Annotated in this window: 24 protein-coding genes and 1 pseudogene; 16 read left to right on the top strand and 9 right to left on the bottom strand. The window is 61.2% G+C overall.

Annotated elements, in window-relative coordinates:
• Positions 1-5 precede the first annotated feature (5 nt).
• The 4 genes from BN1137_RS06785 to BN1137_RS06770 all read left to right on the top strand — a co-directional run bounded on the left by BN1137_RS06785 (position 6) and on the right by BN1137_RS06770 (position 7,320).
• Entirely contained in the window at positions 6-437 is a 432-nt protein-coding gene (locus BN1137_RS06785; protein ID WP_050717847.1) for a DUF411 domain-containing protein, read from the top strand.
• 305 nt (positions 438-742) lie between these two features.
• The gene (locus BN1137_RS06780; protein WP_050717846.1) at positions 743-2,896 is read left to right on the top strand and encodes a S9 family peptidase; all 2,154 of its coding nucleotides are present in this window, start codon (positions 743-745) and stop codon (positions 2,894-2,896) included.
• A gap of 797 nt (positions 2,897-3,693) precedes the next feature.
• Complete coding sequence (locus BN1137_RS06775) at positions 3,694-4,665, top strand: TAXI family TRAP transporter solute-binding subunit (protein WP_050717845.1); 972 nt, start codon at positions 3,694-3,696, stop codon at positions 4,663-4,665.
• A gap of 102 nt (positions 4,666-4,767) precedes the next feature.
• Positions 4,768-7,320: a TRAP transporter permease gene (locus tag BN1137_RS06770; RefSeq protein WP_050717844.1), complete on the top strand. Its 2,553-nt coding sequence runs from the start codon at positions 4,768-4,770 to the stop codon at positions 7,318-7,320.
• 257 nt (positions 7,321-7,577) lie between these two features.
• On the opposite strand, the gene BN1137_RS22360 is transcribed toward BN1137_RS06770, so the two are convergent.
• The gene (locus tag BN1137_RS22360) at positions 7,578-7,727 is read right to left on the bottom strand and encodes a hypothetical protein (protein ID WP_157433652.1); all 150 of its coding nucleotides are present in this window, start codon (positions 7,725-7,727) and stop codon (positions 7,578-7,580) included.
• Between the two features lie 173 nt (positions 7,728-7,900).
• Here BN1137_RS22360 and BN1137_RS06765 point away from each other — a divergent pair, with 173 nt between their 5' ends.
• Positions 7,901-8,527, top strand: coding sequence for a lysoplasmalogenase (locus tag BN1137_RS06765; RefSeq protein ID WP_050717843.1), 627 nt, complete (start codon positions 7,901-7,903; stop codon positions 8,525-8,527).
• A gap of 66 nt (positions 8,528-8,593) precedes the next feature.
• Here BN1137_RS06765 and BN1137_RS06760 read toward each other — a convergent pair whose 3' ends face one another.
• Together BN1137_RS06760 and BN1137_RS06755 are read right to left on the bottom strand one after the other, a co-directional pair.
• Complete coding sequence (locus BN1137_RS06760; protein WP_050717842.1) at positions 8,594-10,147, bottom strand: DHA2 family efflux MFS transporter permease subunit; 1,554 nt, start codon at positions 10,145-10,147, stop codon at positions 8,594-8,596.
• Positions 10,147-11,199, bottom strand: coding sequence for an HlyD family secretion protein (locus BN1137_RS06755; RefSeq protein WP_050717841.1), 1,053 nt, complete (start codon positions 11,197-11,199; stop codon positions 10,147-10,149). Before BN1137_RS06755 ends, BN1137_RS06760 begins: the two co-directional genes overlap by 1 nt.
• Positions 11,200-11,298: 99 nt before the next feature.
• On the opposite strand from BN1137_RS06755, the gene BN1137_RS06750 reads away from it, so the two are divergent.
• Both BN1137_RS06750 and BN1137_RS06745 read left to right on the top strand, forming a co-directional pair.
• Positions 11,299-12,201 (top strand): LysR family transcriptional regulator, encoded by a 903-nt coding sequence (locus BN1137_RS06750; RefSeq protein WP_050717840.1) that lies wholly within the window; start codon positions 11,299-11,301, stop codon positions 12,199-12,201.
• 199 nt (positions 12,202-12,400) lie between these two features.
• Positions 12,401-12,715 (top strand): putative signal transducing protein, encoded by a 315-nt coding sequence (locus tag BN1137_RS06745; RefSeq protein WP_050717839.1) that lies wholly within the window; start codon positions 12,401-12,403, stop codon positions 12,713-12,715.
• 71 nt (positions 12,716-12,786) lie between these two features.
• Here the strand turns inward: BN1137_RS06745 and BN1137_RS06740 are convergent, their stop codons facing one another.
• Entirely contained in the window at positions 12,787-14,070 is a 1,284-nt protein-coding gene (locus BN1137_RS06740; protein ID WP_050717838.1) for a dicarboxylate/amino acid:cation symporter, read from the bottom strand.
• A 207-nt stretch (positions 14,071-14,277) separates the two neighbouring features.
• Here BN1137_RS06740 and BN1137_RS06735 point away from each other — a divergent pair, with 207 nt between their 5' ends.
• The gene (locus tag BN1137_RS06735; RefSeq protein ID WP_050717837.1) at positions 14,278-14,523 is read left to right on the top strand and encodes a YecH family metal-binding protein; all 246 of its coding nucleotides are present in this window, start codon (positions 14,278-14,280) and stop codon (positions 14,521-14,523) included.
• A 109-nt stretch (positions 14,524-14,632) separates the two neighbouring features.
• Positions 14,633-15,232 carry a YhgN family NAAT transporter gene (locus BN1137_RS06730; protein ID WP_050717836.1) on the top strand — a complete coding sequence of 200 codons (600 nt, stop codon included), beginning with the start codon at positions 14,633-14,635 and terminating at the stop codon, positions 15,230-15,232.
• Between the two features lie 78 nt (positions 15,233-15,310).
• Here the strand turns inward: BN1137_RS06730 and BN1137_RS06725 are convergent, their stop codons facing one another.
• On the bottom strand, positions 15,311-16,279 hold the full coding sequence (locus BN1137_RS06725; RefSeq protein WP_050717835.1) for a LysR substrate-binding domain-containing protein: 969 nt from the start codon (positions 16,277-16,279) through the stop codon (positions 15,311-15,313).
• Positions 16,280-16,552: 273 nt separating this feature from the next.
• Here BN1137_RS06725 and tatA point away from each other — a divergent pair, with 273 nt between their 5' ends.
• From tatA to BN1137_RS06710, 3 genes are all read left to right on the top strand, one after another.
• On the top strand, positions 16,553-16,714 hold the full coding sequence (gene tatA, locus BN1137_RS06720) for a twin-arginine translocase TatA/TatE family subunit (protein WP_042642762.1): 162 nt from the start codon (positions 16,553-16,555) through the stop codon (positions 16,712-16,714).
• Between the two features lie 11 nt (positions 16,715-16,725).
• Positions 16,726-17,025: a YfcZ/YiiS family protein gene (locus tag BN1137_RS06715; RefSeq protein WP_408605530.1), complete on the top strand. Its 300-nt coding sequence runs from the start codon at positions 16,726-16,728 to the stop codon at positions 17,023-17,025.
• 120 nt (positions 17,026-17,145) lie between these two features.
• Positions 17,146-18,618, top strand: coding sequence for an MltF family protein (locus BN1137_RS06710; RefSeq protein ID WP_050717833.1), 1,473 nt, complete (start codon positions 17,146-17,148; stop codon positions 18,616-18,618).
• Positions 18,619-18,622: 4 nt separating this feature from the next.
• Here the strand turns inward: BN1137_RS06710 and BN1137_RS22710 are convergent, their stop codons facing one another.
• Positions 18,623-18,784 carry a hypothetical protein gene (locus tag BN1137_RS22710; RefSeq protein WP_198150598.1) on the bottom strand — a complete coding sequence of 54 codons (162 nt, stop codon included), beginning with the start codon at positions 18,782-18,784 and terminating at the stop codon, positions 18,623-18,625.
• Between the two features lie 75 nt (positions 18,785-18,859).
• Here BN1137_RS22710 and BN1137_RS06705 point away from each other — a divergent pair, with 75 nt between their 5' ends.
• Positions 18,860-20,113, top strand: coding sequence for a phospholipase D-like domain-containing protein (locus BN1137_RS06705; RefSeq protein WP_050717832.1), 1,254 nt, complete (start codon positions 18,860-18,862; stop codon positions 20,111-20,113).
• 477 nt (positions 20,114-20,590) lie between these two features.
• Here BN1137_RS06705 and BN1137_RS06700 read toward each other — a convergent pair whose 3' ends face one another.
• Positions 20,591-21,709 (bottom strand): fatty acid desaturase, encoded by a 1,119-nt coding sequence (locus BN1137_RS06700; protein ID WP_050717831.1) that lies wholly within the window; start codon positions 21,707-21,709, stop codon positions 20,591-20,593.
• Between the two features lie 150 nt (positions 21,710-21,859).
• Between BN1137_RS06700 and fabR the strand changes: the two genes are divergently transcribed.
• Entirely contained in the window at positions 21,860-22,480 is a 621-nt protein-coding gene (gene fabR / locus BN1137_RS06695) for an HTH-type transcriptional repressor FabR (RefSeq protein ID WP_050717830.1), read from the top strand.
• An 18-nt stretch (positions 22,481-22,498) separates the two neighbouring features.
• The gene (locus tag BN1137_RS06690; protein WP_050717829.1) at positions 22,499-22,864 is read left to right on the top strand and encodes a YijD family membrane protein; all 366 of its coding nucleotides are present in this window, start codon (positions 22,499-22,501) and stop codon (positions 22,862-22,864) included.
• 43 nt (positions 22,865-22,907) lie between these two features.
• Here the strand turns inward: BN1137_RS06690 and BN1137_RS06685 are convergent, their stop codons facing one another.
• The gene (locus BN1137_RS06685; protein WP_042642774.1) at positions 22,908-23,222 is read right to left on the bottom strand and encodes a DUF1145 domain-containing protein; all 315 of its coding nucleotides are present in this window, start codon (positions 23,220-23,222) and stop codon (positions 22,908-22,910) included.
• A gap of 252 nt (positions 23,223-23,474) precedes the next feature.
• On the bottom strand, positions 23,475-24,104 hold the full coding sequence (gene rsmD, locus BN1137_RS06680; protein ID WP_050717828.1) for a 16S rRNA (guanine(966)-N(2))-methyltransferase RsmD: 630 nt from the start codon (positions 24,102-24,104) through the stop codon (positions 23,475-23,477).
• A gap of 111 nt (positions 24,105-24,215) precedes the next feature.
• Here rsmD and BN1137_RS22840 point away from each other — a divergent pair.
• Positions 24,216-24,718 (top strand): annotated as a pseudogene (locus BN1137_RS22840) (signal recognition particle-docking protein FtsY); the annotation flags it as partial.

The following is a 24,718-nucleotide window of genomic DNA, read 5'->3' as shown; positions in this document are numbered from 1 at the left end:
GAGTTATGTACAAGTCCCTGTTACTGGCCATGCTGGCCGGTACCGTCAGCTTCTCTGCCCTGGCGGCGGAGCAGATGACCGTCTACAAGTCCCAGTATTGCGGCTGCTGCAAGACCTGGATCAAGCACATGGAAGACAACGGCTTTGAGGTCAAGGTCGTCGAAACCGAGCAGCTCGATCCCATCAAGCAGCAATACGGCATCACCCCGCAGCTGGCCTCTTGCCACACCGGGGTGGTGAACGGCTATGTGGTGGAGGGGCATGTACCCGCCGCCGATGTGCAGAAGCTGCTCAAGGAAAAACCGGCGATCCGTGGCCTGACCATTCCGGGCATGCCCCAGAGTGCGCCAGGCATGGATATTCCGGGCCAGCCCTATCAGGTGCTGAGTATCAGTGACGAGGGCGCGACCAAAGTCTGGTCGAGCTACCCCGGCTGACGAACACTGGTCATGAGCCGGCACTATTCCTAATCATGTGAGGCACACCTGAGCGAACCCGTGCCGCTCATGGCCAGAGGAGAGGGCCGTCATCGCAAGATGGCGGCCCTTTTTCGTGGTTTTCGGCCTAATGTCCGGGGATCACTTGCAACCCAGGGCGACAAGGGGCAGATTAATCGCCAATTTATTCTCTCAGGGTCGATGTCCAGGTTTGCTAGCCTTGTTAGCGCGCAAGCAGCTTGAGCGTCCGTTCATGGCGCCGGCCTGCCGGTTGGCCAACCCTGCTACCGCGCAAAGGATGCGACATGTTCACCTTTTCCCGAGGGCTTCTGCTGCTGGCTTGCCTAGCCGCCGTGCCCTGTTCCTATGCCAATGAAGAGTCCGCCATGCCTACCAGCGAAACCCCTATTCAGCCGGCTATTACCCCTCCTGTGGCCGCCAAGCACCCGCACACCATGAAAAAGCATGGGGATGTCCGGGTCGACAACTACTACTGGTTGCGGGATGACGAGCGCCAGAAGCCCGAGGTGCTGGATTATCTCAAGGCCGAGAACGCCTATACCGAGGCCATGCTCAAGCCGACCCAGCCCCTGCGCGAGCAGCTCTATGAAGAGATGGTGGCCCGCATCCCCCAGCAGGATGAGTCGGTGCCCTATGTGAAGAACGGCTACCGCTACCAGACCCGCTATGAGCCGGGCAAGGAGTACGGCATCTACTCGCGCACCAAGCTGGGGGAGAAGGAAGCCAGCCTGATGCTGGACAGCAACCAGCGCGCCGAGGGGCACGAGTTCTATGCCCTTGGTGCACTGGAAGTGAGCCGCAACAATCGCTGGCTGGCGGTGGCGGAAGATTTCCTGTCTCGTCGTCAGTACCAGATCCAGTTCCTCGATCTGGAGAGCGGCAACTGGGCCAGTGACAAGCTGGAAAATACCTCGGGCAATCTGGTGTGGGCTAACGACAGCAAGACGGTGTTCTACGTGCGCAAGCACCCCAAGACTCTGCTGCCTTATCAGGTCTATCGCCACGAGCTGGGCTCCGATCCCGCCAAGGATCAGCTGGTCTACGAGGAGAAGGATGACAGCTTCTACGTCAGCCTCTACGCCACCACCTCGGAAGACTTCATCGTCATCGCCCTTTCCAGCACCACCTCGGGGGAGGCGCGGCTCATCGATGCCAACACCCCGACCCAGGCGCCACGACTGTTCCTGCCCCGTCAGGTGGATCACGAGTACAGCCTGGATCACTACCGTGGCCGCTTCTACGTGCGCTCCAACAAGGACGGCAAGAACTTCGGCCTGTACGAGACCAAGGAGAGCCCGGTTGATCGCTGGAAGGCGGTGATCGCCCCGAACCCTGACGTGCTGCTGGAGAGCTACGCCCTGTTCAAGGAGTGGCTGGTGCTGGAGGAGCGCAGCAATGGCCTGACCCGACTGCGCCAGGTCAACTGGCAGAGCGGCGAGCAGAAAGAGATCGCCTTCGACGATCCCGCCTATGTCACCTGGCTCGCCTACAACCCCGAGCCCGACACCAGCGAGCTGCGCTACGGCTACTCCTCCATGACCACGCCCTCGTCCACCTATGAGCTCAACATGGACAGCGGCAAGCGCACCCTGCTCAAGCAGCAGGCGGTGGCGGGCTTCAAGGCCGAGAAATATGCCAGCGAGCGGCTCTGGATCGATGCCCGTGACGGCGTCAAGGTGCCCGTCTCCCTGGTCTATCGCAAGGATCTGTTCAAGAAGGATGGCCATAACCCGCTGCTGGTCTACGGCTACGGCTCCTACGGCGCCAGCATGGATCCCGATTTCAGCACCGCCCGCCTGAGCCTGCTGGACCGCGGCTTCGTCTACGCCATCGCCCATATCCGCGGCGGCGAGGAGCTGGGCCGTGGCTGGTATGAAGATGGCAAGCTGCTCAAGAAGCAGAATAGCTTCCACGACTTCATCGACGTGACCGAGGCGCTGGTGGCGCAGGGCTACGGCGCCAAGGATCAGATCTACGCCATGGGCGGCAGCGCCGGCGGCCTGCTGATGGGGGCCATCATCAACCAGGCGCCCCAGCTCTATCGCGGCGTGGTGGCACAGGTGCCGTTCGTAGACGTGGTCACCACCATGCTGGACGAGTCCATTCCGCTCACCACCGGCGAGTACGACGAGTGGGGCAACCCGAACCAGAAGCGCTTCTACGAGTACATGAAGGCCTACAGCCCCTATGACCAGGTCAAGGCGCAGGCCTATCCGAACCTGCTGGTCACCACCGGGCTGCACGACTCCCAGGTACAATACTGGGAGCCGGCCAAGTGGGTCGCCAAGCTGCGCGAGCTGAAGACCGACGACAACCTGCTGCTGCTGAGCACCGACATGGACGCCGGTCACGGTGGCAAGTCCGGTCGCTTCAAGGCCTATGAAGACATCGCCCTGGAGTTCGCGTTTATCCTGGATCTGGCCAAGCCGAAGGCATAAGGCCGTTGCCAATGCTCTGTGACTGGCCGCAGGCCAGTCCGGGGGGTTGCAAGGCCAATGAGGACATCGCGCTGGCGTGTGCGTTTATGCTGGATCTGGCCAAACCAAAGGCATAAACCGCTGAGGGGCCACCTCGACTGAAACCGGCCCGGTTACCCAGGATCATGGGGAGCCGGGCCTTTTGTCATCTGTGCAGACCGGATCCAGAAATCGGTCTCGATACCGGCTCTGCCGGTTCAGAAGGCCCAACGCCATGATGCGCAGTTGTTAATAAAGCTCGCCGTAATCGCCACCGGCGACACCAATACCGGAGGCATCAGGTTCTGCTGCTACAGGGCATCATAGTTATCATTTATCTCGCCATATTTAAGTTATAAAGCACAGCCAACTGCCTCGCTAACCCTTGTCAGACAAGGGCTGCAAAAGAATCTTATCTTCCCTTTACGTCGTCCCGCCCGCTGGCGCACTCAATTAATCCCTGATCAGAAAATTAATGATCCGCTTCAAACTTCTCGCTATTTAAATCCAGCATTTTGCCGTTTTGTTTGATTTATGTTGGTGGGATGTGCTTAATCGAGTGGTTACCGCTTTTGAACCGGCCATTTTGTGGTCGGATCACCCTCGATCGGCATGACGCTGATTATCTCACCGCAGGATGATGGTGGCTTTGGGGAAGGCCTGATGCGCCCGACCCTTTCCTCATATGAGGTCGTATAGGCAGACTCGTCGCAGAGCGGGTCCTGTCTCATATTCACCCGGGAGTTGGGTGAGATAAATCAATGAAAAGGATGGAAAACATGAAAGGATTATCCTTGGCGTGTGCCTTGTCGGCAGCCCTGGTAGGCGTCTCGTTTGGCGGCCAGGTACAGGCGCAGGAACGTTTCGTGACAATCGGCACCGGCGGTCAGACCGGTGTCTACTATGTGGCGGGCCAGTCTATCTGCCGCTTCCTCAATCGCGGCGCCGCCGATCACCAGATCAAGTGCAACGCGCCGGCCAGTGGCGGTGGCGTGGCCAACGTCAACGGCATCCGCAGCGGTGAATTCAACTTCGGCATCATGCAGTCCGACCACCAGTACAAGGCGATGAAGGGGCTGCCGCCGTTCCAGGCCGAAGGGGCCATGGATGACATGCGCGCCGTCTTCTCCCTGCAGAGCGAGGTGTTCACGATCCTCGCCCGCCGCGACGCCAAGATAGCCAGCTTCGACGACTTGAAAGGCAAGCGCGTCAACATCGGCAACCCGGGCTCGGGCCAGCGCGACACCATGGAAGAGATCATGGCGGTCAAGGGCTGGAAGAAGAGCGACTTCGGCCTGGTCTCCGAGCTGAAACCGGCTGAGCAGGCTTCTGCGCTCGGTGACAACAACATCGATGCCATGAGCTACTTCGTCGGCCACCCGAACGGCGCCATCCAGGAAGCCTCTACCACCACGGATGCGGTGCTGGTGCCGGTGACCGGCGCTGACATCGACAAGCTGCTGGCCGAGAAGAGCTACTACACCAAGGCCGAGATCCCGGGCGGCATCTACAAGGGTAGCGATCAGCCGACCCCGTCCATCGGTGGCAAGGCGGTGCTCTCCACCAGTGCCAAGGCGGATCCGGAAGTGGTCTATCAGCTGGTCAAGTCGGTGTTCGACAACCTGGACCGCTTCAAGCGCCTGCACCCGGCCTTCGCCGATCTGAAAGAGGCCGACATGATCAAGGTGGGTCTCTCCGCCCCGCTGCATGAAGGCGCAGCCCGCTACTACAAAGAGCGCGGCTGGCTCTGATTGACGGCCCAAGGGCCCTTGTGACGCCTCAACACCCGCCTGCCGCCTCGTCTGTCGCAGCGGGTGTTGTTCTTGTTGTACTCGTAGGCAGAAGTAAATCCTATGCAAGATAAAGAACTCTCCACCGAGGAGCTGATCGCCCAGGACGTGGGCGCGCGGCTGCCCCTCGGCCTCATGGGCTGGCTCATCACCACACTGGCGCTGGCCTGGTCCCTGTTCCAGCTCTGGATAGCCTCACCGCTGCCCTTCATGCTGGGCTTTGGCGTCCTCAATGACACCGAGACCCGCGCCATCCACCTCACCTTCGCGCTGCTGCTGGCCTATCTGGTGTTCCCGGCGTTTCGCCGCTCGCCACGGGACAGGGTCCCGCTCGGCGATATCGCCCTCGGCCTGGTCGCCGCAGGTGCCGCCACCTATCTGTTCGTCATGTATGAGGCCCTGGCCCAGCGCCCCGGTAACCTCACCACCGCCGATCTGGTCACCGCCTGCATCGGTATTCCACTGCTGCTGGAGGCCACCCGCCGTGCCCTGGGCCCGGCCCTGGCGGTGATCGCCCTGGTGTTCCTCGCCTACAGCCTGGCCGGCCCCTGGATGCCGGGCTTGCTGGCCCACCGCGGGGTGAGCTTCACCGCGCTGGCGAACCACCAGTGGATCACCACCGAAGGGGTGTTTGGCATCGCCCTCGGGGTCTCCACCAGTTTCGTGTTTCTGTTCGTGCTGTTTGGCGCCCTGCTGGAACGGGCCGGCGCCGGTCACTACTTCATCCAGCTCGCCTTCAGCCTGCTCGGCCACCTGCGTGGCGGCCCAGCCAAGGCGGCAGTGGTCGCCTCGGCCCTGACCGGGGTCATCTCCGGCTCGTCCATCGCCAACGTGGTCACCACCGGCACCTTCACCATCCCCATGATGAAGCGGGTCGGTTTCTCCAAGGAGAAGGCGGGGGCGGTCGAGGTGGCCTCCTCGGTCAACGGCCAGATCATGCCGCCGGTGATGGGGGCCGCGGCCTTCCTGATGGTGGAGTACGTGGGCATTCCCTACGTCGAGATCATCAAGCACGCCTTCCTGCCGGCGACCATCTCCTACATAGCGCTGCTCTACATAGTGCATCTGGAGGCGCTCAAGCTCGGCATGGAGCCCATCGGCAATCATCAGCCCAAACCCTGGCTGCGTCGCCTGACCGGTTTCGCCTTCGGCGCCGCCCTGATCAGCGGCCTGTCGATGGCGGTCTATTATGGTCTGGGCTGGCTCAAGCCGGCGCTGGGTGACTATGCCCTGCCGGGAGTTGCCCTGTTGCTGGTGGCCGTCTATCTGGGTCTGCTCAAGATAGCGGCCAGCAATGAACCCTTGCCCGCCGAGGATCCGGATCAGCCGCTGACCGAGCTGCCCAACACCCGCGCCGTGCTGCTGTCCGGCCTGCACTTCCTGCTGCCGGTGGTGGTGCTGGTGTGGTGTCTGATGGTGGAGCGGCTCTCGCCTGGCCTGTCTGCCTTCTGGGGCACCGTCATGCTGACCATCATACTGTTGACCCAGCGGCCGCTGCTGAACTGGCTGCGTACCGACGGCAAGCATGACTACGGCTCGGCCCGCGATGGTCTGATCGACCTGCGGGAAGGGCTGGTGGCCGGTGCCCGCAACATGATTGGCATCGGTATCGCCACTGCCACCGCCGGCATCATCGTCGGCGCCGTCTCCCAGACCGGGGTCGGGCTGGTGCTGGCGGATCTGGTGGAGTTCCTCTCCATGGGCAACCTGCTGCTGATGCTGCTGCTCACCGCGCTGCTGAGCCTGATCCTCGGCATGGGGCTGCCGACCACCGCCAACTACATAGTGGTGTCCAGCCTGCTGGCCCCGGTGGTGGTGACGCTCGGCCAGCAGAACGGCCTGATAGTGCCGCTCATCGCGGTGCACCTGTTCGTGTTCTACTTCGGCATCATGGCGGACGTGACGCCGCCGGTGGGGCTGGCCTCGTTCGCGGCGGCGGCGGTATCGAAGGGGGACCCTATCAAGACCGGGATCACCGCCTTCTACTACAGCCTGCGCACCGCGGCGCTGCCCTTCCTGTTCATCTTCAACACCGATCTGCTGCTGATCGACGTGGACTTCGCCCATGGCGTGCTGATCTTCATCGTAGCCACGGTGGCCATGCTGATCTTCGCCGCCGCGACCCAGGGCTGGTTCCTGGCACGCAGCCGCTGGTACGAGAGTGTGTTGCTGTTGCTGGTGGCCTTCACCCTGTTCCGTCCCGGCTTCTGGATGGACATGGTGCACGATGCCTACCGCGACACGCCGCCGGCCCAATTCGCCCAGACTCTGGCTGAGGTGGCGGCGGACAGCACCCTGCGACTGCAGATCCATGGGGAGGATGCGGTAGGCAAGCTGCGCCAATCCACGGTGTTGCTGGCGGTGCCGGCCGGGGTGGATGGCGAGGCCCGCCTCGCCAACCTGGGACTGGCGCTGTATGAGCAGGATGGCAAGACGCTGATCGACAGCGTCACCTTCGGCAGTCCGGCGGCGGCGGCCGGGATGGAGTTCGATCAGCAGATCCTCTCGGTCATGGCGCCGACCGAGCGCTGGCACAAGGAGCTGATGTGGTTGCCGGGCTTCCTGCTGTTTGCACTGGTGGTCTGGCTGCAGCGGCGCCGGATCTCGCGTGCGTAACGCACGGCCAATAAAAACGGCGCTTTCGAGGCGCCGTTTTCAATATTGGGATCGCTATTCTGGCTGCTGTTCTTGCAGCAGACTCAGGTTCTGCTGTTCCAGCGGGCTCAGGCCCAGCTGTTCGCAGGCTTGCTCGAAGCTGATCCTCAGGTGGCACATCATGATGTCCATACCGGGGGCAGATGCTATTTCGCCAGCAACCGATACCCGCAAATAAAAACGGCGCTTTCGAGGCGCCGTTTTCAATATTGGGATCGCTATTCTGGCTGCTGTTCTTGCAGCAGACTCAGGTTCTGCTGTTCCAGCGGGCTTAGGCCCAGCTGTTCACAGGCTTGCTCGAAGCTGATCCCCAGATGACACATCATGATGTCGATAGCGGGCAGATAGTTGGTCATTGTTTGTTCCATGGTGATCCTTCAGACCGTTTCTTATGCCCGAGCCACGGTGACGGGGCAATTAGACTTTAGGCGTAGACTGCTCATCTGCTGCACACCCCTGCCACTGGGCGGGGGAATTTGTTAATCTGGCAGTCATTAAAGAGGTTGCCGTCCGAGCGCGAGCAATCGATGAGGAGCAGGGCATGTTATTGAGTTTCTTGATCATCGCATCGGGCTGGTGGCATATCCGCGCGGCCTATGGCTCAGACTCCCGTCAGTTCTATATCAGCAAGCCGCTGACCATGCTGTTTATCATCGCGCTGGCGTTCGGCTACCAGAGTGACGACCATAACGGCTCTCATGCCTGGATCCTGCTCGGCCTCTGCCTGTCGCTGGCCGGCGACGTGCTGCTGATGCTGCCCAAAGATCGCTTCATTCAGGGCTTGGCGGCATTTTTTGTCGCGCACCTCTGCTATATCGTCGGTTTCGCCCAGGGACCGCTGGTACTCAAGCTGGTGGATGGCCTGCTGCTGCTGGCGGTGGCGGGCCTGGTATTCGGCATGCTGTGGAGTCAGCTGGGTGAGATGAAGATCCCGGTGTTCTGCTACATGCTGGTGATCATCGCCATGGCCTGGGTGGCGGCCGGTGCCTGGCATGCCTCACTGACCGCCGGCAGCGCCGCCGCCTTGGTGGGGGCCCTGATGTTCCTCTTCTCCGACAGCATGCTGGCGCTGGATAGATTCCGGCGACCCTTCCCTCACGCCAAGGCCTGGATCATGAGCAGCTACTACGCCGCGCAGTTCCTGATCGCCGCCTCGCTGGCGGGCTGAACCCCGGCACGAACGCCAAACCGACCATAAAAAAACGGGCCTGCTGGCCCGTTTCTCGTTGCTGCGTCATGCCTCCAGCGGCTCGGCATCGGCCGCCTTGGGAGGTGGCTGCTTGAGCAGCAGCATCATGGCGCTGGCGATGAGCAGGAAGACGCCCATCACGAAGAACACCTGGTTGTAGGCCATGATGGCGGCCTCGCGGTTGATGGTGTTCGACAGCATGGCCTGGGCCTGCAACTGGGCCTGCTCCGGACCTGCCCCTTGGGCCATCATGCTCTGGGCCAGCTGCAGCAGATAACTCTGCCCTTCTATGCTGCTGGCGGCGAGTGTGCTGCTGATGTTGCTGAACTGCACCCGGGTATCGTTGTCCAGCATGGTGGCGATCATGGCAATGCCGAAGGCACCGCCGAGGTTGCGCAGCACGTTGAGCAGGGTGGAGGAGGAGGGGATCTCGTCCGGGGTCAGGCTGGCAGTCGCCACCAGCGAGAGCGGCACCATGACGAACGGCTGGCCCAGCGCCCGCACGATCAGCGACTGGATCAGCTGGGGCCCGGCGTAGTCGGCGCTCATGTTCATGTTCATAAAGCAGCTCACCCCGAAGATCAGGAAGCCGAAACTCACCAGGTAGCGGGGATCTATCTTGGTCACCAGCCTGGGTACCAGCGGCAGCACCAGCAGCTGGGGCAGCCCCATCCACATCAATACTTCGCCGATTTCCAGTGCGTTGTAGTGGTGGATCTGGGTCATGTAAAGCGGCAGCACATAGATGGAACCCATCAACCCCATGCCGAGCACCAGATAGGCAAAACAGGCCATGGCGAAGCGCGGGCTGTGCAGCAGCCGCAGATTGACCAGCGGGTGGCGGCGCAGCAACTGGCTGATGACGAAGAAGATCAACGCCACCACCGAGATGACGGTGAGCCGCACGATGAAGCTGGAACCGAACCAGTCCTCCCGGTTGCCCTCTTCCAGCACCACCTCCAGCAGACCTAACCCCACCGCCATGGTGAGGATCCCGACCAGATCCACCCGTTTGATCACCTCCCAGTCCACCGCCTTCTTGTCCAGACCGTGGGCCAGCATGGCCATCACCAGCAAGCCGGGCGGCACGTTCAGATAGAAGATGTAGTGCCAGGAGAACTGCTCCGTCAGCCAGCCACCCAGAGTCGGCCCTATGGTGGGGGCGAAGGTGGCACAGAGGCCGAACAGCGCCATGCCGGTGGCGCGCTTGTGCAGCGGCAGCAGGCTGATGATGAGGGAGAACGCCATCGGGATCAGGGCGCCGCCGGTGAAGCCCTGCAGGGCCCGGAACACGATCATGCTGGTGAGGTTCCAGCTGAACGAGCAGAGCACTGAGGCGACGATGAAGGCGCCGGTGCTCCACAGCATGTAGCGGCGGGCACTCAGACCCCGGCTGAGCCAGCCGCTCAGGGGGATGGCGATCATCTCCGCCACCAGATAGGAGGTGGAGATCCAGGAGCTCTCGCTCAGGGTGGCCGACAGGGCCCCCTGAATGTCCTTCAGGGAGGCGTTGGTGATCTGGATGTCGAGGATAGCCATGAAGGCGCCGATGAGGCCCCCCATGACCGCGATCCAGTTACGACGCGGAATGGCTTCCATCAGTGCGCGGCGACTTGGGGTTCAGCGGTGCGGGTATCCACTATCACCTCGGTGGAGAGGCCGGGACGCAGTTTGCCCGCCAACTGACCCGGATCGGGAATGCGGATCTTGACCGGTACCCGCTGCACTATCTTGGTGAAGTTGCCGGTGGCGTTCTCCGGCGGCAGCAGCGCGAACTTGGCGCCGGTGGCGGGGGCCAGGCTGTCGATGATGCCCTCGACCGGTTGATCCGGATAGGCATCCAGGATCACTTCCACCTTCTGGCCCGGCTGCATCTTCTGCAGCTGGGTTTCCTTGAAGTTGGCCTCGACCCAGACCTGCTGCAGCGGCACCAGACTGGCGACCTGCATGCCGGACTGCACGTAGAGTCCCTCTCGCAGGCTGCGCTTGCCGATGATGCCGTCGGCCGGGGCGCGCAGCTCGGTGTAACCGAGCTCCAACCTCGCCTGTTCCAGCTGTGCCTCACTCAGGGCCAGTCTGGCCAGATTCTGCTTGGCCTCCGCATCCAGCACCAGCAGGCGCTCGCGGGCAGCCTGCAGGGCGGCCTTGGCTTCCTGCATCAGGGCCTGGTTGACACGCAAGCCCGCCCTCACTTCATCCAGGTTGTCCTGGGAGCTGTAGTTGCGTTGCTTGAGCTGACCGATGCGATCGACCTGTTGCCGGGAGCGTTCCTGCTCGGCGTCGGCCGAGGCGACCTTGGCGTCGGCTTGCCGGATCAGGCTGAGTTGCTGGGTGCGGGTGGCGGCGAGGTTCTCGGCGGTCGCCAGATTGAGATGCAGGTCAGCCTCGGCCTCGATCACCTTGGCCTTGTATTCCCTGTCGTCCAGCCGGGCGATGAGTTGCCCCGCCTTCACCTCCTGGTTGTCGGTCACCAGCACCTGGCTGATGTAGCCGGGCAGCTTGGAGCCGATCCCGGTCACCTCGCTCTGCAGATAGGCGTTGTCGGTACTCTCGAAATAGCGGGCGTGCAGATACCAATAAGCGGCAAACAGCATGCCGAACAGGGCCAGCAGCAGCGCGACCAGCAGGGGGATCTTCTTGTGTTGACTCATTAGATTTGGTTTTTCCTGAACTGAGGAACGCAGGCTAACACCAGCAGACTGTTTCGATTAGTATCCCTTTATGAGATATACAGTTTCACTGGTGAGACAATGGACCTAAATGCTGCCTTGATTCTAGTACGTATTGTCGACAAGGGTTCCTTCACCGCAGCGGCCCGCGAGCTTGGCATGACCAAGGCAACGGTGAGCCGTCGTATCGCCGAGCTGGAGCAGCGGCTCGGGGTACGGCTGCTCTACCGCTCGACTCGCCAGCTCACCCTGACCGAGGCCGGGGAGCAGTATTACCTGCGTTGCAGCAAGGCGGTGGAGGAGCTGACCCAGGCCGAGCTGATGCTGAGCGCCAGCCAGCAGGAGGTGACGGGTACCCTCAAGCTGGCCGTCCCCATCGAAACGGGGCAGCTGGTGGTGGGCCGGCTGGTGGCTGACTTCTTGCAAGCCTATCAAGGGCTGCGGGTGGAGCTGGAGCTGACCAACCGGGTCGTGGATCCCATCAACGAGGGGTTGGATGCGATAGTGCGGATCGGTGACATGAGCGACTCCAATCTGGCGGCGCGGCGGCTGTGGAGCACGGAGCGAGTGCTCTGTGCCAGCCCGGATTATCTGGCGCGCAGCCCGGCGATCATGCGGCCGGAGGATCTGCTGCTGCATGAACGAGTGGCGGTCAGCAGTGGTTTTCTCGCCTCACATTGGTGCTTTGAGGCAGACGGGCGAGAGGTACTGGTCGATCCGCGTTCTCGCTTTCAGGTCAATAACATCACCTGTGCCCGGGAGGCCGCGAAGGCGGGGCTGGGAGTGGCGGCGCTGCCGGTGATGATCTGCCATGAGGAGTTGGCGAGCGGGGCTCTGGTCGCCCTGCTGCCGGACTGGCAACAGCCCAGGGTGCCCATCTACCTGCTGTTCCCCGAGCGGCGTTTGATGCCTAGCAAGTTGCGGGTCTTTATCGATTTTTTGGTTGAGAATGGGGCAGAGTACGGTATCAACAGCCTGCTGTGAGGAGCGGGCCGCTGCCCGGATCTTCGCTGGTGAAGTGAGTACGTGGTGACGATGATATGAAGACGAGCCGCAGTGAGGAGAAATCCGGCACAGTGGATTAACTTGTATCGGGCCTCCCACACGCCGGAGGCATACACCCTGACATGATGGTGGTGCTGGTGCCCATGACGGCATCGACAAGAAGTTTCGAGGACAAGGCATGGAACAGTGGATTAACTTGTATCGGGCCTCCCACACGCTGGAGGCTTACGCCCTGAAAGGGGCGTTGGAGGTCGAGGGTGTGCGGGTGCGGCTCAGTGGGGAAGGCTTGTCGGGCGCGCTGGGTGAGTTGCCGGTGGATCTGTTGCAGGTCACCCTGTTGGTACGTGATGAGGATCGCGGCAAGGCGGGCAAGATCATCGAGCGTTACCAGCAGCGGCAGGGCAATGGCTGGCTTTGTGGCCAGTGCGGGGAGGAGAACGGCGCCAACTTCGATATCTGCTGGCGTTGTCATCATGATCCCCACGATCACTGATGGCTCATCAGGGCGCGGGCCAAGGCTGGAGCCGCGCTTCTTCTTGAGGAGAGGCCCGCCTCTCGCCGGTATCAGCGCAGGGTGAAGTCGATGTCCTCGCCCGCGTTGGCATCGTGATAGGTTGCCAGATCTAACTCCCCTTCGCTGCGGGCGATCAGCACTGACACCAGGATGTCGCCGGAGACGTTGACCGTGGTGCGGGCCATGTCGAGTAGTCGATCGATACCGGCGATGAGCGCCACCCCTTCCAGCGGCAAGCCCACAGCGGTGAGGGTGAGGGTCAGCAGCATCAGCCCGGTGCCCGGGGTACCGGCGGTGCCGATACTGGCCAGGGTAGCGATGCTGATGATGGTCAGATAATCCACCAGATGCAGATCCACCCCGAAGGCCTGAGCCACGAACAGCGCCGTCACCCCCTGATAGAGCGCGGTGCCGTCCATGTTGATGGTGGCGCCGATAGGCAGCACCTTGGCGGTAATGGTGGGGGAGACCCCGAGCCGACGCTCGGCGCAGGCCAGGCTGATGGGCAGAGTGGTGCTGCTGGAGCTGCTGGTGAAGGCGACGGCCTGGGCATCGAGAATGCTTCTGAAGTAGTGCAGCGGGTTGAGGCGAGCCAGCAGGATCAGCAAGCCACTGTAAACCCCGAGTACGTGCAGCAGGCAGCCGAGGTAGACGGCCCCGATCACCTTGAGCAGCGGTAGCAGCAGATCCAGCCCGTATTTACCCGTCATCCAGGCCATCAGGGCGCAGACGCCGTAAGGGGCCAGCGTCATCACCATCTGGGTCAGTTTGAACATTCCCTCCGCCAGGGCAGTGAAGAAGCGGATGGCGGGGCGACCCCGCCGGCCGGTGGCATTGAGGGCGAGGGCGAGGGCCACCGCGAACACGATCACCTGCAGGATCTTGCCATCCACCATGGCCTGGATTGGGTTGCGTGGCACCAGATGGCTGAGCACGCTGGCCAGGGTTGGCTGCACTACTATGCCCACCCGTTCATAAGCCCCCATATTGGCGCCCATGCCGGGCTCCAGCAGCCAGCCCATCATCAAGCCGATGCAGATGGCGATGGCGGTGGAGCACAGATAGAGCGCGATAGCCTTGCTGCCGATCCTGTCCAGCGCCTTGCCCTTGAGCAAGGAGGTGAGGCCGGCGATGACGGAGCAGAAGATGAGGGGCACCATCAGCATCTGTATGGTGTTGACGAACAACACGCCGAGGGGTTTGAGCAGCAGCGCCTGCTCACTGAAGCCGAGCCCGAGCCCAATCCCGGTCAACATGCCGAGCAGGGTCTTCAACCAGAGCGGGCGGCGGGTCCAGATCCGCCAGGGCTTGAGGGCCAATCCATGGAACAGCATGACGCCAATGTCCTTATTTACGGTCTGCGATGGCAAAAGGGGCGCTAGTGTAGCCATCCCTTGTTCAGGTTGCCACATTATCGACAAAGTGGTGCTCACGGCCAGCCCGGAAGGGGGGTAATCGGCACTTTATTGGCTTACATCAAGATAGTGATGGGCGACTCGGGATTTAATTGGCATCTCATATAATGATTAACGAGGTTCAAGATGTCTCAATCGATACATGGTCACGAGGTGATGGAGATGATGCTGGCGCAGGGCGGTCAGTTTAGCCGCGCCAGCCTCAAGCAGGCGATCGATACCCAGTTCGGCGCCGATGCCCGCTTTCACACCTGCAGTGCCAGCGAGATGGATGCCGAGGCGCTGATTGAGTTGTTGGCCAAACGCGGCAAGTTCATCGAAACCGAGCAGGGCTTCCAGACCCGCGCCGACAAGATCTGCCAGCACGGTTGATGCCAGGGCGGGCGCCGCCTTGGTGCTCGCCGAATCTCTTGCCCTTTGTTATATTTCGCCTTCTCCCCCCTCTGTTAAAGGCTTGGCCTGGGCATTGCCCGGGAATTGTATGGATACTTTCTCCGCTGCCGTCATGTTGTTTCTGATAATGGATCCGCTGGGCAACCTGCCGGTCTTCCTCTCCATCCTGCGTCATGTCGATCCCAAGCGGCGGCGCAAGGTGATGATCCGTGAGCTGCTGTTTTCCTTGGCCATCATGCTGGCGTTCCTGTTCGCCGGTCAGCAGATCCTGAGTTTCCTCAACCTGCGCCAGGAGGCGGTGAGCATCGCGGGTGGCATCATCCTGTTCCTGATCGCCATCAAGATGATCTTCCCGACCCCGGGTGGGGTGACCGGGCTGGCCGCCGGCGAGGAGCCCTTCCTGGTGCCCATGGCCATTCCGATGATCGCGGGCCCTTCAATTCTGGCTTCCCTGCTGCTGCTGGCGAACCAGGAGCCGACCCGGATGGCGGACTGGTCATTGGCCCTGCTGATGGCCTGGGGTGCCAGCGCGGTGATCCTGATGTTCTACGAGGTGTTCAACAAGCTGCTGGGTGAGCGAGGGCTCACCGCCGTGGAGCGCTTGATGGGCATGCTGCTGGTGATGATCTCGGTGCAGATGCTGCTGGATGGTGTGCATCACTACCTGGACGTGACCGGTCGGGGCTAATCCGCCATGGCGCCGCGAAGTGGATTGCTTTGCGGCGCGACTCATCATTTCTCTGATATCGATTGAGTAGGCTGAGCCTCAGGACTGGCTGGGGGTCGAGGTCTCCAGCTTGCTCATGATGAGGGCGAGCAGGGTTTCTCGCAGCCAGCGATGGCCCGGATCCTCCTCGTGGCGCTGATGCCAGATCAGCAGGTGAGAGATGCTGTCGAGTGCGATGGGCAGCGGTAGCGGCACCAGCGGATAGACCTGGGTCGCATGGCGGGCGTAGAGCCTGGAGAGGGTCACTATCATGTTCGAGTGCATCCCCATGCGCAGCGCCGCTTCGAACGAGGGCACGGTCGCCTCTATCCGGCGATAGAGATCCTGCTCCGCCAGCTTGTGATCCAGCATCCAGCGATCCCGTCCCTCGCAATATGTCTGCACATGGGGGTAGGCGAGGTAGCGGGTGAGATCCCAGCCGCTTTCGTGCAGCGCCGGATGATCGTGCTGCACCAGGCAGGTGAGGTCATCGATGGCGAGCAGCCGCTGGCTGATGCTGCCGGGCAAGGTGTCCAGCCGGTAATCCGAGGTGATGCAGTTCTCCCGCACCGTGAAGGCGATATCCACCTGGCCCTGGCTCATCGCGGTCAGGCTGTGCTCGGTCCACTCCTCGTAACGCAGCCGGATACCCGGTGCCTGGCGTTTGAGTTCGCTCAGGTAAAGGGGAGCAAACAGGGTGAAGGCGCTGTCCATGCTGGCGATGACGAACTCCCGCTCGGTACTGGCCGGGTCGAAGGCGGGAGGCTGGATCAGGTTGTCCAAGGAGAGCAGTATGGGTTGCAGCTGTTGCTGCAGGGCGAGGGCGCGGGGAGTGGGTTCCAGCCCATAGGCGGCGCGCACGAACAGGGGATCGTCGAAGGTATCCCGCAGCCGGCCGAGGGCCTTGCTGACGGCGGACTGGCTCAGATGCAGTCGGCGGGCGGCGCGGCTGCCGTTGCGCTCTTCCAGTAATACTTGCAGGATAATCAATAGATTAAGGTCTATTCGCCCGAGTTGTTCCAACAGCATGATATGAATCCTCTTCACTTCTTAGTTGAATTTATACCATTTGTTTTCATATCTTGGCGACTCTATGCTCGAGTCGTCTCTCGCCTTTGATGGCGGCTGGTACAGGATGTAACGGTTGAGGGGACAAGTAGCACTGACTCGTACGGCGGCCATGGGTCGCCGTATTTTTTTGCTGATTGATTCACAAACTTGCACCTGCCTTGATTTCGCCCAACAATCTCAGCGTTTTCTTTTGATACAACCAATCGGTATCTATCAGTCAGGAGTATCCCCATGGGACTCGGTGGAATTCATATCTGGCATTTGTTGATCCTGCTCGTGGTCGTGGTTCTGGTGTTTGGCAGCAAACGCCTGGCCAGCGCCGGAGAGGATCTGGGCACCGCCATCAAGGATTTTCGCAAGGCCTTGCGTGACGATGACACTCAGCCGAAATAAGTAGGAGTTGAATGATGTCTGTAAAAGAGATAGTGCAGGAAACCTGTGACAGCTGCGGCAGCATGGCCGAGATCGGCACCATCATAGGTGAGGGTGACGAGCTGATGGAGCTGGTGATCGAGGCTGCGACAGAAGCCGATGCCCGCGCCAAGCTGGCTGCCTATGAGGCACTGGCCAAGCAGGTGACCGCCGAGGCCAACGTCAGCAGCGAGTTGAGCCAGGGCCCAGATGGTGTGATCCTCAAGGCTCGCCTGCAATTTACCTGCACTGCCGAAAAACTCATTTTCGAGTTACGTGCCCGCTCACTCTGAGCTCTGTGATGATACGGCAGGCTTGCCTGCCGTATTGACCCTTCAGCCGTTTCTCCGTTCTATAGTGAGTTATCCACCGGCGACCCAGCCGACGAGACTCTGTCATCAGAAGGAGAGAAGATGCGGCAATGGATGTGGGGCCTGCTGGCCCTCTGGTGTCTTCCTCTGCTGGCGGCGGATATCCATCCCCAGTCCGGCGCTACCCCCACGCGGGTCCCTGACGTCAAACCCAAGCTCCTGCCCCAAGCCGGGGATCTCGAGCATATCCTGCAGAAGAAAGAGCTCAGGGCCCTGGTGGTCTATGAGCGGGGCTTCTTCTTCTTCGACAAGGGCGCCCAGTACGGCATCCTGGTCAATCAGTTGCAGGGCTTCGAGCGCTGGTTGAACAAGACCTACCTCGCTAAAGAGAAACTCAAACTCAAGATAATCTACATCCCGGTGCGCCAGGACAAGCTGCTGGATTACCTCACCGAAGGGCGCGGCGATCTGGTGGCGGCCAATATGACGGTGACCCCGACCCGGCGCGAGCAGGTCAGCTTCTCCCAGCCTCTTATCGCCCCTATCGAGGAGTGGGTGGTGAGCCAGCGCGAGCTACCCGGGTTCAACCGCATCACTCAGCTGTCAGGTCGGCGAGTCTGGGTGCGGGCCAGCTCCAGCTACTACGAGAGTCTCAATCAGTTGAACTGGCTGTTTCGCGAGCTGGGGCTACCTCCCGTCTACATAGAGAAGGTGCCCGAGTACCTGCAGGACGGGGATCTGCTGGAGATGGTGGCGGCCGGCATCATTCCGCTCACCGTCACCGACAGCTTCAAGGGCCGCATCTGGCTCGACATGATAGGGGGCCTCAAGGCCCACAAGCTGATCCCGCTGCGCGACAAGGGCCGCAGCGCCTGGGCCCTGCGCAAGAACGATCCCGAGTTGCTCAAGGCGGTGAACGCCTATATCTCGGAGGCTAGCAAGCGCACCCTCTACAGCGACATGACCCTGCGCCGCCTGCTGGCCCAGAGCGAGCAGATGAGCAACATATTGGCGCCGGATCCACTGGGGCGACTGTCCACTATTCGCAAGGTGATCGAGACCCAGGCCAGCAAGTACCAACTGGACTGGCTGATGCTGGCGGCGCTCGGCTACAAGGAGTCCGGGCTCAACCCCAATGTCCGCTCCAACAAGGGGGCGGTCGGCATCATGCAACTGTTGCCGAGTACCGGCGGCGCCGTGGGGATCCGCGGGGCCCGTCTCACCAGCCTGGAGGGTAATGTGGAGGCAGCCTGCCGTTACATGCGCCACATCCTCGATACCTATTTCAACGACCCCGAGATGGACAACATCAACCGCCATCTATTTGCGCTGGCGGCCTACAATGCGGGACCCAACCGGGTGCAGGCGCTACAGGTCAAGGCCAAGGCGAGGGGGTTGGATCCAAATATCTGGTTTGGCAACGTGGAGCAGTTGGTGGCCAACGAGGTCGGCCAGGGGCCCATCAACTACGTCGGCACCATCTACAAATACTACGTGGCCTATCGTTTCAGTCTGCCCCAACTGGAGGGCAAGTCCGAGGCTATCTCCGAAGCCAAAGAGGCGGTGCAACCCTGAGCACTTACTCCCAGGCCGGGCGGCTCTCCTGATGAGCATTGTCGAACGCTTCCCACCCCTTGTCCCGGTGCTGCAGGTACCAGGGTGCCAGCTGTCTGGCAGGGCTCGGATCCGGTTGACTTGCGTGCGGCCTATGGCGCAGAGAGGGGCGGTCGGACTGTTCCATAGTCGGATCCTTGGGGTGTGGCAAGCGGGGCGCTTGCCTGGGTTATGCCATGCCCTCATGACAAGGAGATGACCCTTGATCCCCGCCGAGTTTGCCTTATTGACGAATCCCACAGCCGCCCTGAAGGCACGCTGCCAGCTGATCCGCGGTGCCCGCAGCCGGATCCAGGCCCAGTATTACAGCTGGGAGGAGGACAGCAGCGGCAAACTGTTGCTGTCCGAGTTGCTGCATGCGGCGCGGCGCGGGGTGCGGGTCCAATTGCTCATCGACGATCTCTATGCCGGCGACAACCGTTTCCTGGAGATGGTGGCGGGCCAGCCCGGCATCGAGGTGCGGTTGTTCAACCCGTTCTGGCTCAGAGGTTGGCGCCCGCTGACCTTGCTGCTCGAAGGGCTGCTCAGCTTTCGGCGCATCAACCATCGCATGCACAACAAGCTGCTGCTGGTGGATGGTCGCCAGGCGGTGATTGGTGGTCGCAACATCGGCGATCGCTATTTCGGCCTGGGTGAGCCCCCTCATTTCGTCGATCTGGATCTGGTCTGTCGGGGGCCCCTCTGCCTGCAGGCCGAACAGGGTTTCGATCTGTTCTGGCGCAGCCGCTGGAGTCACCCGATCCGGCGTCTGCTGCGGCGTGCCTTGCTGCCCGCCGAGATAGGCGTGGTGAACGACTTCCTGCTCACCCTGACCGAGCCGGCGGTGGCGGCCCTCTACGATCTGCCCGCCAGCCTGTTTGATGAGGAGCCTGTTCCACTGTATTGGCATCAGGGGCAGGGAGAGTGCTGGTTTGACCGGCCCGGCAAGGGATTGGTATCCCGACCGACCACGGCGCCCATGCTGGGCCGTAAGCTGGCTGGCAATCTGGGCGCCCTGCGGTTGGTGAGTCCTTACCTGATCCTGACTCGCAGCCTGCGTCGTCATCTCAAGCGGTTGCGCCAGGCGGGGGTGAGCATCGAGATCCTGACCAATTCCCTGGCCAGCACCGATGTGCCGCTGGTGTATGGCGCCTATCGTCGACACCGCCCCTGGCTGGAGCGGCAGGGAATCGCGTTGTTCGAGCTGGCGGCTGAGGGGTCCAGCCTGCACGCCAAGCTGATCCTGATGGGCGAAGAGGAGGCGCTGCTCGGCAGCTTCAATCTGGATCCCCGCTCGCTGATGCTCAATACCGAGCTGATGCTGCATCTGCGATGCCCGCCGCTCTGCGCCGAATTGCAGCAGTGGCTGACCAAATGGCAGCAGGCTTCCATCCACCCGGTGGCGACGCCCCCTTCGGCGCTGCGCCGTTTGCTGGCCCGATTGAGCGACTGGCTGCCGCTGCATCGCTGGTTGTGAGGGGCCAACTTGTGCGAGATCTCGCAAAGCCTTGTGCGCCTTCGAGGATAACGTTTGCCATCCAAAGCTGGATTCAGACTTTATCGCATTGTTTTTAATCGATTTATGCCCAGAGATAAATCAGGGGCCGCGCATCCTGTTTGCATACAGGTCCGCATAAAACGGTTTTTTATTTTATTTAACTGCGTAGTATTTCAGTTGCAAGGACAAACACGGCGGCTAGCCTGTCGTGCGGGTGAAGGCAGTAAGGGACCGGGTCGGTCAGATTGTTCTGGCAGACGATGGCCTCGGATCGGGAGCGGAAACCCGTGAAGCGGCACTGGTACCCTGCATTGCCAAAGCCCAATATGGAACATGCTATTTGCGAGGGGGTGACATGCGAATGTCGCCCCATTTTTTATGCCAAGGCTTGCTCGGTGCCAATGAAAAGACCGCCTAGGGGCGGTCTCGAACAGGGTTGAGCCTCGGTCGATTGGCTCAGGCGATGCCAGCCAGCAGACGACTCCAGTTGCGTTTGCTGGCGATGAAGCCATCGCGCAGGTTGCGGTATTCCAGTTGCAACTTGAGTCGGTCGTAGCGGGCCAGCGCGGTGCGTTTGCGTTGCTCCAGCAGCCGCTTGCGACTGGCGTAGTAGTGCTGGATCTGCTGGCTCAGCTTGTCGTACTCCTCCTGCAGCAAAGCCTGCCACAGTTCCCGATCCTCCTCTTTGCGCAGCTTGGCCTTGGCCCGTTTCAGCTGCATCTCCAGTCTGGCCTGTTCGATACGTTCCTCCGGGCAGGATCTCAGATCCCTGGCCAGCCCGCACCAGGCGGCGCTGCGGATCAGCCATTTGGTAGGATCGTACTGCCACCAGCGGATGCCGTTGCGGTAGTCGTTCTCGAACAGGTGATGGAAGTTGTGATAGCCCTCGCCGAAGGTGAAGAAGGCCAGGATGCCGTTGTCCCGTGCGCTGTTGCGGTCGGTGAAGGGCTGGTTGCCCCAGATGTGGGCGAGGGAGTTGATGAAGAAGGTGGTGTGGTGTGTCATCACCATGCGCAGCACCCCGGCCAGCAGCAGCATGCCGAGTAGATCGCCGTGTACCAAGCCGAGCAACAGCGGGATGCCGATGTTGGTGGCCAGCGTCAGTGCCAGATAATGCTTGTGCTGGAAGGCGACGATGGGATTGCTCTGCAGATCCCGTACGTTGCTGTAATCGTGGTAGCGCTCGCGCTGGTATTCCCGCAGCATCCAGCCGATGTGGGAGTACCAGAAACCGCGGCCCGCGCTGTAAGGATCCTGCTGATTGTCATCCACGTGGCGATGATGGCGACGGTGATCGGATGACCAGTGCAGCACCGAGTTTTGCAGGGCGAGGGCGCCGCCGATGGCGAAGAACCATTGCAGGATCGGGTGCGCCTTGTAGGCCTTGTGCGACCAGAGCCGATGATAGCCGGCGGTGATCGAGATGCCGCAGTAGCAGAACAGCAACAGGAAGCAGCTCCACTGCCAGAGGTCGTAGCCGTGGCTCAATCCGTACCAGGGCACAGCAATCAGTGCGGTCAGCCCGGAGAGGGCAAACAGCAGGGTGTTGGTCATGATGATCGGGGGGCGTTCCATTTTACTCGGCTCCTTTCAGCGAACAGCTGTACTCTATTCTCCATGGGGCCGGAATGGGGGTCAATGATAAAAAAGTCGGAGACAAACCGGATCCCGGCCCTGCCTTCGGGTTATCATTTGGCCTCGCTAACCTCCAAGGTGACTGTTTTCGTGGGTATTCGCGCGCAACAAAAAGAAAAAACCCGGCGTACGCTGATCGACGCGGCGTTCAGTCAACTCTGTGCCAACCGCAGCTTTTCCAACCTCAGTCTGCGGGAAGTCGCCCGAGAAGCGGGCATAGCGCCGACCTCCTTCTATCGCCATTTTCGTGACATGGAAGAGCTGGGGCTGACCCTGGTGGATGAAGGTGGCCTGACCCTGCGCCAGCTGATGCGTCAGGCACGCCAGCGCATCGCCGGAGGCGGCAGTGTGATCAGCACCTCGGTACAGACCTTCATGGAGTTCGTCGAAAACAATCCGAATATCTTCCGCTTGCTGCTGCGTGAGCGCTCCGGCACCTCGGCGGCTTTTCGTCAGGCGGTGGCCCGCGAGATCCAGCATTTCATTGCCGAGCTGACCGACTATCTGGAAGCGACCACGTTGGCGCCACGGGAAGAGGCCTACATCCAGGCCGAAGCCATGGTCACCATCGTCTTCAGCGCCGGTGCCGATGCCCTCGACATGACCCCGGAAGAGTGCCGGGCGCTGTCGGATCGCACCATCAGCCAGCTGCGCATGATCGCCATGGGCGCCGAGGTCCAGAATCGCAAGCGGCGCGAACCTCTCTCTTAAACTCAAGGATGAACTGCCATGCATGAACCGAACCCTATCCCGAAGAAACCCTTGCTGCTGGCCCTGCTCATCGGCATCTGTGGTGACGCCTTCTGGTCGGTGCTGACCGAGTCGGCCGTGCCCTTCTCCTTCTTCCCCCTGATCGCCCTGCTGCTGGCCGCCTATCAGCTCTACCAGCACTATCGCCATGAACCCATGGTAGGAAATACGCCGACCTGCATATTGATCAGCTTTTTCATCGGCATTTTTGGCCATGCGGCGTTGATCAAGGTGCAATACCCGGAGCTGGGCAGCAATTTCTTCTCCCTCATCGCCATGCTGCTATTGCTCGCCGTGCTCTCCATCAAGCTGGGCGTCAGCGTGGGGAAAAAAGTGAAGGAGTGACGAGTCACTCCTTCAGATAGGGTCAGGATGCGAGGCGCCTGCCTCAGTCGGCTTGAGGGGGAGTCCCGCCCTTCTGCTTGGCATCGATGATGGCCTGCAGCTTGGCGCGGATATCCATCATGCCGAACACCCCGAAGACCAATACCTGGGTGAATTCGAGGCGAGTCACCGGGAAGTAGGGCTTGCAGGCGGCCTTGATGAGGCTGGCCTGTACCCAGTGCATCAGGGCCACGATCAGGCCGCAGACCGGCAGAAAACCATTCAACTTGCCCGGCAGGGTACCAAACAGGGCGAGCACTACCCCCAACCAGAAGAACAGCAAGACGCCCATCGCCAACAAATTAAACACGCGCTTCATCGTTTATCTCCCTTACATAGAGCTGATAGCAGACCTGATCTGATCGACCTGCTTGTCCTTGAGCCGTTGCCCACATTGACCGGGGAGGGGCCCATCGCCCCTCCTGTGCGGTGTTTAAACCGCAGCGTCATGCTTGGTGTCCCGCAGATAGAGCTGATAGCAGACCCGATCTGATCGACCTGCTTGTCCTTGAGCCGTTGCCCACATTGACCGGGGAGGGGCCCATCGCCTATTTCCCCTCCCGTACGGTGTTTAAACCGCAGTGTCATTCTTGGTGTCCCGCAGATAGAGCTGATAACAGACCTGACCGGCCTGCTTGTCCTTGAGTAGTTTCCAGCTGGCCGGCAGGGCCAGATCGCCCATCTCCTTTTCCCGCTCCAGATAGATGAGGGCATCCGGTGCCAGCCAGCCGCGCTGCTCCAGCAAGTCGCACACCTGGGGCAGCAGCTCGCGGCGAAACGGCGGATCCAGGAACACCAGATCAAAAGGGGTCAGTGGGCCTTGCAGCCAGCTGACCGCATTGGCCTGGATCACCACCCCCTGTTGGCTGCCGAGGGCGGCCAGATTCTTCTTGAGCTGATCGGCCGCGCCCTTGTCCATCTCGACCAGAGTCACCTGCTCGGCATAGCGCGACAGCGCTTCCAGCCCGAGGCCACCGCTGCCGGCAAACAGGTCGAGACAGCGAGTGCCACGAACATGCGGTGCCAGCCAGTTGAAGATGGTCTCCTTGACGCGATCCGTGGTTGGTCTGAGTCCTTCCACATCCTTGACCGGCAATTTACGGCCCTTCCACTGACCGCTGATGATTCTTACAAAGCCTGCTTTCCCTTGCGGGATCGGGCTCTTGTGGGGGCTGCTAGGACTGGATTTCACTCTGGGCATCGCGTTTCGTCGTCAGAAAATAAAGTGTTAGTATAAGGCGGTTCATTTTTATGCCGCCCCACCGAGGGACGGCTATCTTAGCAGTCAGCCAACGAAGTGAGTATTTTTTAGATGGCAAAAGGTTTGTTTTCCTGGCTGGGTTTCGGCCGCAAGAAAGAAGAGGCTGAGGCCGTTCAACCACAGGCTCCCGCAGCCACCCCGGCGATCCCTGAGCCCGAGGCCGCTGCTGCCCCCGCTCCCGTCGCTGATATTCCCCAGGTCGAGATCCCAGCCGTAGCGCCCGAGGTGCTTCTGGTGACGCCCGATGAGGGCCCGCTGGTGCTGGAGGATGACTCCGAACTCGAGCCCGTCATCGTCAATGAGGCGCTGATCGTCGAAGAGGCCGCCGAAGAGGCTCGCGTCGCTGCCGAGGCGCAGGCTGCTGAAACCGCTCGCCTTGCCGCCGAGGTTCAGGCTGTTGAAGCCGCTCGTGTTGCTGCCGAGGCTCAGGCTGTCGAAGCCGCTCGTGTTGCTGCCGAGGCTCAGGCTGTGGAAGCCGCTCGCATTGCCGCCGAAGCGCAGGCCGCGGAAGCCGCTCGTGTTGCCGCCGAAGCGCAGGCCGCGGAAGCCGCTCG

This window comes from Aeromonas tecta (assembly GCF_000820185.1).
Lineage (GTDB): Bacteria > Pseudomonadota > Gammaproteobacteria > Enterobacterales > Aeromonadaceae > Aeromonas > Aeromonas tecta.
The sequence above is the reverse complement of the archived record's forward strand: the minus strand, read 5'-3'. Positions and strand labels throughout refer to the sequence as shown.

Coding starts and splice junctions, on each gene's coding strand:
- BN1137_RS06745 (WP_050717839.1), top strand. CDS start 12,401: ATGGAACAGTGGATTAACTTGTATCGGGCCTCCCACACGCTGGAGGCT.
- BN1137_RS06755 (WP_050717841.1), bottom strand. CDS start 11,199: ATGAGTCAACACAAGAAGATCCCCCTGCTGGTCGCGCTGCTGCTGGCC.
- BN1137_RS06715 (WP_408605530.1), top strand. CDS start 16,726: ATGATGTCTGTAAAAGAGATAGTGCAGGAAACCTGTGACAGCTGCGGC.
- BN1137_RS06740 (WP_050717838.1), bottom strand. CDS start 14,070: ATGCTGTTCCATGGATTGGCCCTCAAGCCCTGGCGGATCTGGACCCGC.
- BN1137_RS06725 (WP_050717835.1), bottom strand. CDS start 16,279: ATGCTGTTGGAACAACTCGGGCGAATAGACCTTAATCTATTGATTATC.
- BN1137_RS06685 (WP_042642774.1), bottom strand. CDS start 23,222: ATGAAGCGCGTGTTTAATTTGTTGGCGATGGGCGTCTTGCTGTTCTTC.
- BN1137_RS06690 (WP_050717829.1), top strand. CDS start 22,499: ATGCATGAACCGAACCCTATCCCGAAGAAACCCTTGCTGCTGGCCCTG.
- BN1137_RS06750 (WP_050717840.1), top strand. CDS start 11,299: ATGGACCTAAATGCTGCCTTGATTCTAGTACGTATTGTCGACAAGGGT.
- BN1137_RS22710 (WP_198150598.1), bottom strand. CDS start 18,784: ATGGAACAGTCCGACCGCCCCTCTCTGCGCCATAGGCCGCACGCAAGT.
- BN1137_RS06730 (WP_050717836.1), top strand. CDS start 14,633: ATGGATACTTTCTCCGCTGCCGTCATGTTGTTTCTGATAATGGATCCG.
- BN1137_RS06760 (WP_050717842.1), bottom strand. CDS start 10,147: ATGGAAGCCATTCCGCGTCGTAACTGGATCGCGGTCATGGGGGGCCTC.
- BN1137_RS06735 (WP_050717837.1), top strand. CDS start 14,278: ATGTCTCAATCGATACATGGTCACGAGGTGATGGAGATGATGCTGGCG.
- BN1137_RS06785 (WP_050717847.1), top strand. CDS start 6: ATGTACAAGTCCCTGTTACTGGCCATGCTGGCCGGTACCGTCAGCTTC.
- BN1137_RS06770 (WP_050717844.1), top strand. CDS start 4,768: ATGCAAGATAAAGAACTCTCCACCGAGGAGCTGATCGCCCAGGACGTG.
- tatA (WP_042642762.1), top strand. CDS start 16,553: ATGGGACTCGGTGGAATTCATATCTGGCATTTGTTGATCCTGCTCGTG.
- BN1137_RS06710 (WP_050717833.1), top strand. CDS start 17,146: ATGCGGCAATGGATGTGGGGCCTGCTGGCCCTCTGGTGTCTTCCTCTG.
- BN1137_RS06775 (WP_050717845.1), top strand. CDS start 3,694: ATGAAAGGATTATCCTTGGCGTGTGCCTTGTCGGCAGCCCTGGTAGGC.
- BN1137_RS06780 (WP_050717846.1), top strand. CDS start 743: ATGTTCACCTTTTCCCGAGGGCTTCTGCTGCTGGCTTGCCTAGCCGCC.
- BN1137_RS22360 (WP_157433652.1), bottom strand. CDS start 7,727: ATGGAACAAACAATGACCAACTATCTGCCCGCTATCGACATCATGATG.
- rsmD (WP_050717828.1), bottom strand. CDS start 24,104: ATGCCCAGAGTGAAATCCAGTCCTAGCAGCCCCCACAAGAGCCCGATC.
- BN1137_RS06765 (WP_050717843.1), top strand. CDS start 7,901: ATGTTATTGAGTTTCTTGATCATCGCATCGGGCTGGTGGCATATCCGC.
- BN1137_RS06700 (WP_050717831.1), bottom strand. CDS start 21,709: ATGGAACGCCCCCCGATCATCATGACCAACACCCTGCTGTTTGCCCTC.